The 13,204-nt window shown below is 50.4% G+C and carries 16 protein-coding genes and 1 tRNA gene; 4 read left to right on the top strand and 13 right to left on the bottom strand.

Translation table 11 applies throughout. From position 1 onward, the window contains the following. Positions 1–41: 41 nt before the first annotated feature. The 5 genes from BBW69_RS01340 to rnc all read right to left on the bottom strand — a co-directional run bounded on the left by BBW69_RS01340 (position 42) and on the right by rnc (position 5,009). Positions 42–1,154, bottom strand: a complete 1,113-nt coding sequence (locus BBW69_RS01340; protein WP_188210158.1) for a porin — start codon at positions 1,152–1,154, stop codon at positions 42–44. Between the two features lie 399 nt (positions 1,155–1,553). After that, positions 1,554–2,819, bottom strand: a complete 1,266-nt coding sequence (locus BBW69_RS01335; protein ID WP_188210157.1) for a YadA-like family protein — start codon at positions 2,817–2,819, stop codon at positions 1,554–1,556. A gap of 235 nt (positions 2,820–3,054) precedes the next feature. After that, positions 3,055–3,258, bottom strand: a complete 204-nt coding sequence (locus tag BBW69_RS01330; protein WP_188210156.1) for a hypothetical protein — start codon at positions 3,256–3,258, stop codon at positions 3,055–3,057. A gap of 59 nt (positions 3,259–3,317) precedes the next feature. Further along, a complete protein-coding gene (era, locus tag BBW69_RS01325; protein WP_002235591.1) occupies positions 3,318–4,241 on the bottom strand; it encodes a GTPase Era in 924 nt (307 codons plus the stop codon). A 48-nt stretch (positions 4,242–4,289) separates the two neighbouring features. Then, the gene (gene rnc / locus BBW69_RS01320) at positions 4,290–5,009 is read right to left on the bottom strand and encodes a ribonuclease III (RefSeq protein ID WP_003675584.1); all 720 of its coding nucleotides are present in this window, start codon (positions 5,007–5,009) and stop codon (positions 4,290–4,292) included. A 213-nt stretch (positions 5,010–5,222) separates the two neighbouring features. Between rnc and BBW69_RS01315 the strand changes: the two genes are divergently transcribed. The 3 genes from BBW69_RS01315 (at position 5,223) to nusB (ending at position 6,575) form a co-directional block, all read left to right on the top strand. Then, complete coding sequence (locus BBW69_RS01315; protein ID WP_003675589.1) at positions 5,223–5,546, top strand: DUF2185 domain-containing protein; 324 nt, start codon at positions 5,223–5,225, stop codon at positions 5,544–5,546. Positions 5,547–5,594: 48 nt separating this feature from the next. After that, positions 5,595–6,071 carry a 6,7-dimethyl-8-ribityllumazine synthase gene (gene ribH / locus BBW69_RS01310; RefSeq protein ID WP_002217693.1) on the top strand — a complete coding sequence of 159 codons (477 nt, stop codon included), beginning with the start codon at positions 5,595–5,597 and terminating at the stop codon, positions 6,069–6,071. A 78-nt stretch (positions 6,072–6,149) separates the two neighbouring features. Further along, a complete protein-coding gene (nusB, locus tag BBW69_RS01305; RefSeq protein ID WP_002214168.1) occupies positions 6,150–6,575 on the top strand; it encodes a transcription antitermination factor NusB in 426 nt (141 codons plus the stop codon). A gap of 74 nt (positions 6,576–6,649) precedes the next feature. Here nusB and pyrC read toward each other — a convergent pair whose 3' ends face one another. The 3 genes from pyrC to BBW69_RS01290 are packed head-to-tail and all read right to left on the bottom strand — an operon-like array spanning position 6,650 to position 8,575. Then, a complete protein-coding gene (gene pyrC, locus BBW69_RS01300; protein WP_188210155.1) occupies positions 6,650–7,684 on the bottom strand; it encodes a dihydroorotase in 1,035 nt (344 codons plus the stop codon). A gap of 60 nt (positions 7,685–7,744) precedes the next feature. Further along, a complete protein-coding gene (locus BBW69_RS01295) occupies positions 7,745–8,350 on the bottom strand; it encodes a hypothetical protein (protein ID WP_188210154.1) in 606 nt (201 codons plus the stop codon). Then, positions 8,351–8,575, bottom strand: a complete 225-nt coding sequence (locus tag BBW69_RS01290) for a sulfurtransferase TusA family protein (protein ID WP_003675596.1) — start codon at positions 8,573–8,575, stop codon at positions 8,351–8,353. A gap of 107 nt (positions 8,576–8,682) precedes the next feature. Between BBW69_RS01290 and BBW69_RS01285 the strand changes: the two genes are divergently transcribed. Continuing rightward, on the top strand, positions 8,683–9,294 hold the full coding sequence (locus BBW69_RS01285) for a CNP1-like family protein (protein ID WP_188210153.1): 612 nt from the start codon (positions 8,683–8,685) through the stop codon (positions 9,292–9,294). A 58-nt stretch (positions 9,295–9,352) separates the two neighbouring features. Here BBW69_RS01285 and accD read toward each other — a convergent pair whose 3' ends face one another. The 5 genes from accD to BBW69_RS01260 all read right to left on the bottom strand — a co-directional run bounded on the left by accD (position 9,353) and on the right by BBW69_RS01260 (position 13,202). Further along, positions 9,353–10,225 (bottom strand): acetyl-CoA carboxylase, carboxyltransferase subunit beta, encoded by an 873-nt coding sequence (gene accD, locus BBW69_RS01280; RefSeq protein WP_188210152.1) that lies wholly within the window; start codon positions 10,223–10,225, stop codon positions 9,353–9,355. A 37-nt stretch (positions 10,226–10,262) separates the two neighbouring features. Continuing rightward, the gene (gene trpA, locus BBW69_RS01275; RefSeq protein WP_188210151.1) at positions 10,263–11,048 is read right to left on the bottom strand and encodes a tryptophan synthase subunit alpha; all 786 of its coding nucleotides are present in this window, start codon (positions 11,046–11,048) and stop codon (positions 10,263–10,265) included. Between the two features lie 392 nt (positions 11,049–11,440). After that, positions 11,441–11,944, bottom strand: coding sequence for a cytochrome c5 family protein (locus BBW69_RS01270; RefSeq protein WP_188210150.1), 504 nt, complete (start codon positions 11,942–11,944; stop codon positions 11,441–11,443). Between the two features lie 498 nt (positions 11,945–12,442). Further along, positions 12,443–12,535: transfer RNA gene (locus BBW69_RS01265), tRNA-Ser, on the bottom strand. Positions 12,536–12,686: 151 nt separating this feature from the next. Beyond that, entirely contained in the window at positions 12,687–13,202 is a 516-nt protein-coding gene (locus BBW69_RS01260) for a 3-deoxy-manno-octulosonate cytidylyltransferase (protein ID WP_188210149.1), read from the bottom strand. Between the last annotated feature and the right edge of the window lie 2 nt (positions 13,203–13,204).

The following is a 13,204-nucleotide window of genomic DNA, read 5'->3' as shown; positions in this document are numbered from 1 at the left end:
CCAAGTTCAGACGGCATTTGAAGCAATTCTTTCAGAAGAAATCAAAATTTGTGAATCATGCCCAAAGTTGCGGCAGTCCGTTCGACCTTACCTTTTTGATTTTCAGCAAAGCGCGTATTTCCTCCGACACGCAAATGGGCAACTTGCGCGCGCAAACCGGTGCGTTTGCTGAAATTGTAATCACCGCCCACGACAATCTGGTCAAACTTGTCGACATAAGTCGCACCCGTGCCCACACCTTTTGCCGCCCAGCCGTGTGCATAAGAAACGCGCGGAACAACGTTACCCATTTTGTAACCTAAAGTTACCGCAGCATCGACCACTTTTACGGCTTCATTCTTTTCCGCATCCTTAGTGATGTCCGTACCTTTATAGGTATTGAACCCATCCGTAAAATAGCTCAAATATTTATTGGCGGTTTCAAATCCCTTGGTATACTGCACACCCGCTCCGACAAACAGATTATTGCCGTTGTAATAGCTTTCAACCTTGGCAATCTGAGCCGGCTTAGATGCTCCGTTTTGACTGTACGCGCCCTTATAGTGTCCGTAAGCGACATTGGTCGTAAAACCGGCATTTGAATAGCTCGCTCCGACGGTATAACGCTCTTTAGACGGTTTTTCATGTTTGTATTTGTCTTCGGCATCAAAATTATCGCGCGGCGAATAGCTGGCCGTTACCTTGAAACCGCCAAACGACGGGCTGTCGTAACGGACGGCGACCTTGCGCTCGCCGGTACGGGTAAATATCCCCAAACCTGCCGCATTGTTTTTATACAGCCATGTATCGATGGTATCCATCTCATTCAACACACTGCTTAAATGTCCGGCACGAACCTTACCGAATCCGCCCTCCAAACCGATAAACGAATCACGGGTGGCAAATTTCTGACTCTCCCCGCTGATAGCGGTTTTCTGTTCGACCTGCCAAACAGCCTTCAAGCCGTCGCCGAGATTTTCGCTGCCCTTAAAGCCGATACGTGAACCGTTGTCGTGAATCGATACGGAAGTCGCACTTTTTTCCGTACCCTGTGCACCTTTAATTTTTACCTGACCGCCGGTAATACCGCTTTTAACCTGACCATACAGCGTTACGTCGGCAACGGCAGCCACAGGCAGGGCAGCCAAACAAACTGCCAATACTGATTTTTTCATATTGTTACTCCTCTTTAATAAATTAAATTATGCCGATAGCCTGTTCATGCTAACTGCCTTTTGACGGTTATGCAACTCTAAAAGACTTAAAATCTCGCAGAATATTCTTTTTAAATCCAATAAATATTAATACTCATCCAATTTAAAACTATATTTTTTAATAAATAAATATTAATAAATTAACCATAAGCAGGAAAAATATCGTACCCAAAACCATTCGATATCCCCTTCTTACCGAATCAATCGTAAAAATGTAACAAGCCGTATCCGGAAACCCCGGTTGATACAGCACGGCGGCAAACCGTCCGAACCGGTTTGCCGCCGTCAAATTGTTAGAATCCGGCAGACGGTATAGATACCATACTGCCGAACCGGACTTATTACAGGACAGGAAGGTCGTTACCAGAAATAGGTAACGCTCGCCCCTCCGCCTGCACCGCCTTTTGCCGCTCCGACTGCCGAGCCTTTAAACAACCACTTGCCTCCGGCAGATACTTTTGAGAACCCCAAAGCGTAACCGGTTTTACCCCGCCATATGCCGCTTGCAAGCGAAACCGCACCCTGTCCCGGCAGGTATGCCTGTCCGAGGCTGCCGACCGCGATTGCAGCGGCAGAACCTGAATCGGCGCGCTCTTTGAGTTTACCCATGCCGATTTCTGTCTGAGCAGCAATTTTTTTGACCTGCGCAACATTAACCGCATCGGTATCCGCCGTTCCGGCCGCGACATTTGTTATCTGACGGCTGTGTTTCTCACTGCCGACAGATACCGCCCCCAAAGTCGACACCCATGCCTTACCGGTTTCAGCAGATATACTTCCTGTTGCAAAATCATAACCGGCAACACCTGCGGCAGTATCGGCGATACTGTCCGTACCAAGTGCAACGGCGTTTTGCTGATGCGCCTCCGCCTTATAACCCAAAGCGGCAGATTTTTCCTCAAATGCGGCAGCACCTGCCCCCAAAGCCGTTCCGCCGGACTTACGCACCCGTGCGCGCGTACCGGCAGCCAAGCCGTTGAGCGCGGTAGAGGAAGACTCCACACCCAATGCCACGCTGTTGATTTCTTCGGCAACCGCGCGCGTACCGACCGCTACCGCTTGATAACCGTTTGCCTCTGCAGCAGATGCCAACGCGACTGCCTGCGTACCGTTGGCTTTCGCCCTATCCCCGACCGCAGTGGAACTGAGCGCATTGGCTTCACTGCCTCGTCCGAATGCAACTGCATCAATATCGGCAGCCTTAGCACTTTCACCCACCGCGACAGAGCGCAATCCCGTTGCCTGCGACATCAACCCGACCGCCACCGACTGTCCGCCGGAAGCCTTTGATGCGCCGCCGACGGCAATATCATTGGTTCCTTTCGCATTCGCCCTAAAGCCGACGGCAACCGCCCGCAATGCTTCCGCCTTAGCCTCGCTGCCGAAAGCAGACGCGCTTAAACCCGAAGCGTTTGAATCATAACCCGCTGCCACAGATTTATAACCCGCTGCAGCCGCCTTATCGCCCAACGCAGAGGCATTTTCCCCCGCCTTCGAGTCCTTACCCAATGCGACCGAACCGTTTTTATGCATGGTTCCCGTAGGAACGGTATCGGTGGCATAAGCATTCGCTGCCATCAAGAACATTACTGCAACAAACGGTTTGGCTGATGGTTTCAGTTTCATCGGTTCATTCTCCTATTTATAGTTTAAAAACAACTTCAAGCCCGTCCTTAAATAACAATATAGTTATTTATGATTAGTATATCATAATTATAATGACATATATAGATAATTATTTATGATTATTTATTGATTTAAATCATTGAACGTAGCGATAGCAATGAAAAATCCCCGAACATATGATGACACCTATCAAACGTTCGGGGATTCTTCAGAAAACAGCCGGCATTCAAAATACCTACGGATACCGATACTGCCCCAAACCACCCACCACTGCCGCCTTATTGACGATAAATCCCCCGGTTCCGCCTTTCGTCACCGTTACAGCAGTAAAATCGGATAAAACCGGGCAGAAATACCGCCAAATGACAACATACAGGCAAACCGCCGCCGAAACATCTCTATCAAACAAAATGCCGTCTGAAACACGTTCAGACGGCATTTTTGCCCAGCTCCGACAGGGTTTGAAACCGCCGGCGAATCAGATTGTCCTTTAAGGGTTTACAAACCCAGTTCCCGCAGGAAGCGGATGTCGTCCGCCCAACCGGATTTGACTTTGACCCATACCTTCAAAAATACTTTGGTATCAAACAGTTTTTCCATATCCAACCGCGCCTCGGTGGAAATCTTCTTCAAACGTTCTCCGCCTTTACCGATCAAAATCGCCTTTTGGCTTTCTTTGTCGACCAAAACGGCGATATAGATGCGGTTTAAACCATCTTCCTCCTCAAACTGCTCCACCTCGACATTCATCGCATAAGGCAATTCTTCGCCCAAATAGCGGAACAATTTTTCACGCACAATTTCCATCGCTAAAAAACGCGCCGATTTGTCCGTAACCATGTCTTCGGGATACATCGGCACGCTTTCGGGCAGATACGGCTTAATCAGCTCCAACAGGTTGGCAATCCGCAATCCGTGTTTCGCACTGACTGCCTCCGCCGCCGCAAATTCGAATTCGGCGCGCACCTGGGCAACAAACGCCTCCAATGCATAACGGTCTTTCGCCTTGTCCTTGTCGATTTTGTTGACCACTAAAATAACCGGCGTGTGCTTGGGCAGTTGTTTCAACACGACACGGTCGGCATCGGTAAAGCGCATCGCCTCCACGACAAAAACCACGACATCCACACCGCCGAGTGCCTCGGTAACATTTTGATTCAGCCTGTCGTTGAGCGCATTGCGGTGGTCGGTTTGAAAACCGGGCGTATCGACAAACACGAACTGCGCGGTATCGTCGGTATAAATCCCCGTTACACGGTTGCGCGTCGTCTGCGCCTTTTTGCTGGTAATACTGATTTTCTGACCGATTAGATGATTCATCAGCGTTGATTTGCCGACATTCGGACGGCCGACAATCGCTACGAAGCCGCAGCGGTATCCATCGGCGGCACGTTCCCCTGCAAGGAAGGTTTCAATATCCATATTTGCTTTCATGTCCACGTTGCAGACGGCATATCCACACACGCCGCCTCATTTCTTTTTCTTTTTCAGCGGCAGCTTTGCTTCCAGCCACTGCAGCGCCTCTTTCGCCGCCGACTGCTCCGCCGCCTTACGGCTCGTCCCTTTGGCACGGCATACGAAACCCAGTTCGCCCAAATCGCAGGAAATCACAAACATACTGTCGTTGGCATGGCCGATTTGCTCTTCGATACGGTATTTGGGCAAGGCAAAGCGGCGTGCCTGAAGCGCCTCCTGAAGCGCGGTTTTACCGTCTTTCTCCTGATTTTGGAAATCGGCACGTTTGACACGCTCCGAGAAAAGATGGCGCACCACCTTTTCCGCCGTGTTGAAATCCGCATCGAAGCTGACGGCGGCAAACATCGCCTCCATCGCATCCGCCAGTATCGAAGGCCGTCTGAAGCCGCCGCTTTTCAACTCGCCCGTTCCCAAATACAGACCTTCTCCGACATCCATTTCCGCCGCAATCTCCGCCAACACACCCTCATTGACCAAGCTTGCCCTCAACCTCGACAGCTCGCCCTCCGTCAACTTCGGAAACGCATCAAACAGCATCCGCGCCACCGTATAATTCAAAATCGAATCACCGACAAACTCGAACCGTTCATTGTGTTTCGCATGGCAGCTCCTATGCGTCAAAGCCTGCCGCAAAAGCGAAATATCGCGGAACTCATAGCCCAGCTTTTTCTGTATCGCAGTATGTGCCTGCTGTTTCAAAACATCGTTCTTCATTACCGTCTTCCGCAAAAAACAGCCTGAATGCGTTTCCATACTTCAAAAATACAGAAACACCTTAAGGCTGAACACGGTGCATATTGTACCACCAAACCGCCTGTATATCGCACTCCGGTTAAGGAAATGAAAACTTGATTCAAACCCCTACCGTCTGCCGACAACGCAAGAATCGTGGTAAAATTCGCCAATTCATCTCGGCGCATTCACACCATGAACGCATTTGCACAAGCACTTTCCTCGGCACTCGACCGCTGTATCGCCACCCACGCCGTAGTCAAACAAAACCAGCCCGTCGGCTTCCTCTACCGCGAGGCCCCCGTTTTCGAAAATGACAGCGGCTGGCGTTTCTTCAGCGGCGACGAGACCGACGAATACACCGACGATCCGGACAACTTCAGCATCCTCAGCATTGCCGAAATCACCCGAACCAACCCCGGAATCGACGCCCTGCTCTCACAACCCGAAGGCAGTGCATGGGAGCTTGCCGAAGACGGCACATTCCAAACCGTCGCCGACTGGCAACCTAAGGACTGACCCTTCAGACGGCATTTCGAAACCTCCGAATACCAAAGGAAACCCCCAATGAACACCATCGCCCCCAACCTTGACGGAAAACACCTCCGCATCGGCATCGTACAGGCACGTTTTACCAACGAAATCGGCAGCGAAATGCTCAAAGTCTGCTGCCGCACCCTCAAAGAATTGGGCGTGGCAGACGAAAACATCACCGTCGCCACCGTACCCGGCGCACTTGAAATCCCCATCGCGCTGATGAACCTTGCCTCTTCCGAAAAGTTTGACGCACTGATTGCCATCGGCGTCGTCATCCGTGGCGAAACCTACCATTTCGAGCTGGTTTCCAACGAATCCGGAGCAGGGGTCAGCCGCGTCGCACTCGACTACAACATCCCGATTGCCAATGCCGTCCTGACCACCGAAAACGACGCACAGGCAATTGAACGGATTGAAGAAAAAGCCTCGGATGCCGCCAAAGTCGCCGTAGAATGCGCCAACCTCGTCAACCTTCTGCTCGAAGAACAGTTTGAAGACGAAGAATAACAAACAGGGCGTACACCAATACGCCCTTTCCGTTTCAGACGGCATACCGTACCGTCCCAACCGTTTCAAGGAAAAATCATGAAAACAGCCCGCCGCCGTTCCCGCGAGCTTGCCGTACAAGCCGTTTACCAATCCCTTATCAACCGCACCGCAGCACCCGAGATTGCTAAAAACATCCGCGAAATGTCCGACTTTGCCAAGGCAGACGAAGAATTGTTCAACAAACTTTTCTTCGGCACGCAAACTAATGCGGCAGAGTACATCCGACAAATCCGCCCGCTGCTCGACAGGGACGAAAAAGACCTCAACCCCATCGAACGCGCCGTCCTGCTGACTGCCTGCCACGAGCTGTCCGCCATGCCCGAAACACCCTACCCCGTCATCATCAACGAAGCCATCGAAGTAACCAAAACCTTCGGCGGTACGGACGGGCACAAATTTGTCAACGGTATCCTCGACAAACTTGCCGCCCAAATCCGCCCCGACGAGCCCAAACGCCGTTGATATGTCGGATTAAAATCAGAAATACACAAATGCCGTCTGAAAGGTTTTCAGACGGCATTTTGTTTCCAGCCCCATCAATACTGTACAGCCCAGCTGATTTCGCCGCCTGCGCGCATCGGGACAAGTTCGCCGTCGCCGTAGGGAACACTTGCGGGGACGGTTTGGCTTTGTTTGACGAGGGTGATCGTGTCGGTATTTTCGGGAATGCCGTAGAACCTTGCGCCGTTTTTCGAGGCAAAGGCTTCGAGTTTGTCCAACGCGCCTGCTTTTTCAAACACTTCGGCGTAAAGCTCGATGGCGGTCATGGCACTGAACATACCGGCGCAGCCGCAGGCGTTTTCTTTGGCGGATTTGGCGTGCGGCGCGGAGTCGGTGCCGAGGAAGAATTTGTGCGCCTTCTCGCCGATAACGGCAGCGACCAATGCCTGACGGTGGGTTTCACGTTTGAGTACGGGCAGGCAGAAATGATGGGGGCGCACGCCGCCGACCAAGAGATCGTTGCGGTTGAGCAGGAGGTGTTGCGGGGTCACGGAGGCGGCAACGTTGTCGCCCGCTTCCAAAACAAGGCGGGCGGCTTCGGCGGTGGTGATGTGTTCGAACACGACTTTAAGATTCGGCACCTGCGCCAAAACGGGTTTCATCACGCGCTCGATAAAGGCGGCCTCACGGTCGAAAATGTCGATTTCGGGGTCGGTTACTTCGCCGTGAACGAGGAACAGGATGTCCTGTTTTGCCATTTCTTCCAAAACGGGGATAAGTTTGAACAGGTCGGTTACACCGGAATCGGAATTGGTGGTCGCGCCGGCGGGGTAGAGTTTGAAGGCGACGATGCCGGCGGCTTTGGCTTCGCGTACAAGTTCGGGCGTGACGTTATCAGTCAAATAAAGCGTCATCAACGGCTCAAACGCGCTGCCTTCGGGCAACACCGCCATAATGCGCGCTTTGTAGGCAAGCGCGTCGGCTACGCTGACGACGGGCGGTTTAAGGTTGGGCATGATGACGGCGCGCCCCATCTGGCGGGCGGTATAGGGTGCAACGGCTTTGAGCGCGTCGCCGTCGCGCAGGTGCAAGTGCATATCGTCGGGGCGGATAATGGTCAGGGTTTGCATAGTTGTTCCTTTTTAGATTTTTGGTTTCCAGACGGCATGCCGACTTTATGCCGTCTGAAGTCAGGGGAGAATTAGGGGTTTCCCGTTGTGGGAACGGTGCGTCAGGTTCAAAACTGCCTGTACGGGTAAATCCGGGGAATCGGCGGTTTGTGCGGTCAATACGGTTTCTTCAGGGCTGCCCGATTCCCGCCAGGCATAGCTGATTTGCCTGGTTTCAAACGGTGCCTGCACCGACTGTTCTGCCCTTAATTCCAAATTTTTATTTTGCGGCGGATGTCGGACAAGCCCTGAGAAATGTTCCAAAAGTGCGGCAGCGTCAGCATATTTGGCTTTAACGCTGCAACTATTGTCACTCAGGCTCAGATAGTAGACACCGCCATCCTGTTCAAGCATCCACAATGCCCGTGCATCAGGCTCTGCAACCTCCGCCCGCATGTGTAGCGTTTCATCCTTGCCCACAAGGGTAAAACGACCGGCATCGGCAAAAGCTGAAACCGGTTCAAAACCGCCCTGCGTCGATACGCAGGCATTCCGGAACAAATCGACGGCAATGCGCGCAAAGCCTTGTCGATCCTCGTCGGAAGGTTGATTTTTGGCACTGCATGCAGCAAAAATAAAAGTTACAAACAACACAATCGGGCGGATTATCTGCATTTCAGACGGCATTTATTTGTGTTGGACGACCAGCCTGAATACGCCGTCCTGCTCCGAAGCATCCAGCAGCACATGACCGGTTTGGCGGCAAAAAGCCTCAAAATCCCCCGGTGCGCCGCCGTCGGTTGCCAGAACGGTCAACACGTCGCCCTGCTGCATTTGCGCCAAAGCCTTTTTAGCCCGCAAAATAGGCAAAGGGCATTTCAGCCCGATAACGTCCAAAGTTTCGCTGTTCATGTTCCGATACCGGTTAAAAGTTTAAATAAAGCCGAATTATACCCCACTTGCTTGCAGCCCTCCCTACCAACCCATAAAATAAAGCCGTTTTCAACTTGGAGAGATCTATGCGCCGCGCCATCCTTCTAATTCTGACCCTGACTGCCGGCACGTCCCTTGCCGCCGGCTTCAGCCAAAAAAATACGCTGCTCAATACACACTACCGTGAAACGCCTGAAGAAACTGTCTCCAGAGAATTTAAAGAACATACCGCAGCATTGCCGCCGCTGCCCGATACGCACTCAGAGGGGTGGTTCGATATTTATGTGGATGAAGATTACGGTAAACAACCCAAAATCCTGCTCGACAGCCTGCAAATCATGCCGGCGCCGGACACCAGCATCCGCTATATCCTCAATATCCGCTCCGACAAAGGCTATGACAACCTGTCTGCCGAAGGCATATTCTGCGCCCGCTCATCCATCCGTTTCGGCAACGACAAACTTTCCTCCTACAAAGTATTCGGATACGGCGATACGGTCAACCGCCGTTGGATACAGCCTCGAAATACCGAATGGAAGCCGATAGGCGGTACACTCGGCCGAAACGACGCATTACGCGCCGTGCTGTATGCGGCATTCTGCGAAGACGGCATACCGACCGACACGCACGGCCTAATACAACGCCTGAAAGAACGTGCCGGACATTATGCGCCATCGATGAAACAACACTCTAAATAAACCGGATATAAAAATGCCGTCTGAAACAATTTTCAGACGGCATTCGCATTATCAGGCATCATGCGGCGGTAACTTTGTCCTGACGGAGCAACAACGTAATCAAACTGCTGATTCGCTGCTTCATCTCACGCCGGTCGACAATCTGGTCGATTGCGCCTTTTTCCAGTAAAAATTCAGCACGCTGGAAGCCTTCCGGCAAGGTTTCCCGTACAGTCTGTTCAATAACGCGCGGTCCCGCAAAACCGATTAGGGCATTGGGTTCGGCCAATACGACATCTCCGAGGAAAGCAAAGCTGGCGGATACGCCGCCCATGGTCGGATCGGTCAATACCGATATAAACGGCAGGCGTTTTTCCGTCAACAAGTGCAGCGCGGCACTGGTTTTCGTCATCTGCATCAATGAGTTCACACCCTCCTGCATACGCGCACCGCCGGAAGCCGCCACACAGACGAACGGACAATTGTCGGCAACCGCCCGACGGATGCCTTGTACGAATCGTTCGCCCACAACCGAACCCATCGAACCGCCGATAAAGCGGAATTCAAACGCAGCAACTACAACGGGCAGGCCGTTCATCTTGCCTTTCATCACCACCAAAGCATCATCTTCCCCGGTCAGCTTGCGTGCCGCACTCAAACGATCCGGATATTTTTTGCTGTCTTTAAACTTCAAAGGATCTGTCGGTTTGACATTTCCGGCAACCTCCTCTCTGCCATCCTCATCTAAAAGCAGATTCAGGCGTTGTCGTGCCGACAACGGATTGTGGTGGTTGCATTTCGGACAAACCTGATTGTTCTGCTGCAACTCGGTAGAATAAACAGTTGCCGAACAAGACGGGCATTTGTGCCATAGACCCTCGGGAACATTGGAAGAACCGTCTTTCCCGCGATTCTTGATTTTGGGTGGCAGGATTTTATCTAACCAGCTCATGGACAACTCCTAAAATATTCAGGCTGAGGAACCGCCGTCAGCGCACGGCATCCTTCAACTCTTTCACCAAAGCACCGACGGCGGCAGCCTCGTTGCCCGTATTGTTTTCGATTTCTTTCACAATCCGGCTGCCAACAATAACTGCGTCGGCAACCCGACCGATTTTGCGTGCACTTTCCGCATTGCTGATACCGAAACCGACACCGATGGGAATATCTATATACTGACGCAAATACTCTATTCTACTCGAAACTTCATCCGTATCCAAACTTGCCGCACCCGTGACCCCTTTGAGCGATACATAATAGACAAAACCACCTGCAAATTGTGCAATGGTCTTAATGCGCCCTTCAGTCGTTGTAGGTGCAATCAGGAAAATACAGTCAACCCCGTTGCCTTTCAGCTCGCGATATAAAGAATCGATGGTTTCAATGGGGGAATCCACCGTCAACACACCATCCACCCCCGCCTTTGCGGCTTCCTGAGCAAACTCCCGATAACCCATCTTATGTATGGGATTCAAATACCCCATCAAAACAACCGGCGTTTGAGTATCGGTTTCACGAAACCTTCTGACAACATCCAAGACATCACGCAGAGAAACACCGTTTACCAACGCACGTTCCGCCGCACGCTGAATAGTCGGACCATCCGCCATCGGGTCGGAAAAAGGCACACCCAACTCTAAAATATCCGCACCATTTTCCACCATACTGTGCATTATTGCCAAAGTCGCCCCAATGTCCGGGTCTCCAACCGTAATATAAGGAATCAATGCCTTCTTATTACCCAATGCGGCAAAAGTCTGTTGGATTCTACTCATTTCTCTTACGCTCCCAATACCGGCGAGGCTCCGGCAAACAATCGATAAATCTTTTTAAGTATAACACCTGACGCGCAGATAGGCGAATAGGCATGGCACTCCGATTGTGCAACATATCGCCGTAACCTTTTCACCGGAAATAGGCCGTTTTCCAACTGACGGTTTTTATGAACCGATACCAAACAAACCATCAGGACAATTAAAGGGGAAAAGTATTGGGCTGCTTGACCCGCAGTAAAAAAGTCTTGAATGGGTAACCGGCATATAGACTGCCGCCCCCTTCAATAGCGCAGTTTGGAATGAAAAAACCGGATTCCATATATTGCATGGAATCCGGTTTCATTAAATATCCGAACAGACTTAATCACAATATCGTGAATATTGTAAACAATTCAGAATGTTGCGCCAGACTGATTAGCCATGTAATCGACTGCAGCCTTCACTTCATCATCACTCAAACCGGCATTGCCGCCCTTGGCAGGCATCGCATTAAAACCTTCGATCGCGTGTTTGTGCAAGGTTTCCTTACCTTTTGCGATACGTGGTGCCCAATCGTCTTTTTTACCCACTACAGGTGCCCCGGGAATGGTACCGCCATGACACATTTTACAGCTGGCCTCAAATACTTTCTGACCATCGACAGCAACGGAAGCTTCTGCTTTTGCTTCCGGTTTAGCTTCCGCCGCGGGGGCTTCCGCCTTCTCCTCAGGTTTGGCTTCAGTTGAAGCCGCTTCTGCAGACGGAGCAGCCTCCTGTGCGGCAGCCTGAACCGAAGATGCCTCGGTCTGAACTTCAGAAGCAACGGCTGAAGCCGCCTCTTGCGCCTCTTGTTTGCTTTCTTGCGAACAAGCTGCCAAACCTGCCGCCATCATTAAAGTAATCAGTAGTTTGTTCATATTGTGTCTTTCTTGAGTTTTATCTTTAGATTGCCGCTTTATCCAAACGGTTGGGGAATTCTAACATATGATTTCAATAATCTAGTTCTTTATAATTAGAGTTTTTGGCATAAGTCATATTTTGTGCAAAAATATGGTTGATAACCATAATCAAACACTTTCACAAAAAATATATCTCATTGTTTTAAAATTACAATCCATATATCTAAATACCTTCAACAAAGTCATCCCATCTGAAAACTGATAAAGCCCGTCTTTTAGCTTTGCATTTTTAAACCAATCCGCCGTATTCGGAATAATAACTTTAGCCATCTATGGTAAGTTGTCATTCAAAATTACCACACACATTATCACAAGACTTATGATAGAAGTCTTTACAGGCTTACATTTGTTGCGGAAAATTACACAAACAAAATAAATATAATTCAATGATTATTAATGAATTTTCAGTATTTTATACAAAAAAATAACGCCCCGTTTCGGGGCGTTTGTATTCTGTGGCGGAGTAAGAGGGATTCGAACCCTCGATGCAGGTTGACCCCACATGCTTCCTTAGCAGGGAAGTGCCTTCAGCCTCTCAGCCATTACTCCTAAGGAAAGCAGAATTGTAATTAACTTTATTGATACCGTCAAGAAGAAACAGGAAGCATAAATATCAGCATCTTGAAATTAAATGATATTTACCTCGCTCATACCGACAATCGACATTTCTCAAAACAAAATATCCTTATCAATCAAATCCTCATAAAAAATGCTTTTGGGCATCTTGCTTAGCTTCCTGAAACCACACATCTTCAGGAAAACGTGCAAGCGCGGCATCCAATGTTGACAGCAGGTTTTGCGACAGGGCTTTGGTCAGGTATTCCTCCTCGTTGGCTTCTGCCGCTTTGTCGGGCTGTTGTGCCAAACCGTCGGCACGGGCTTTGTGTCCGTGTGCCAAATAATTGAGCGCGGTAATTTTCTGCGCCCAAAGCTGCGGTATATCGGGATTATCCTCAATCATCACCGATAGGATAGATACGGCCGTCATCAGCCGTCCGCCGTTCATTCGGAGATCCAGAGAACGGTTGGGCGGCAGGGTGCTGAGTATCTCTGCCATTCTGAACCAAAATTCACCGCTGGCTTCATCAGGTGCATTCAATTTAAGCATTTCATAGTGAACCTCCTGATCATCGTTTTGCACGAGACCCCATACTTCGGCAAGGATTTTCTGTTCTTCCCGGCTCAAATGTTGCCATTTCTCAAAATATTGCGACATAT

The organism is Neisseria sp. RH3002v2f (genome assembly GCF_014596375.1).
Classification (GTDB): Bacteria; Pseudomonadota; Gammaproteobacteria; order Burkholderiales; family Neisseriaceae; genus Neisseria; species Neisseria cinerea.
The sequence above is the reverse complement of the archived record's forward strand: the minus strand, read 5'-3'. Positions and strand labels throughout refer to the sequence as shown.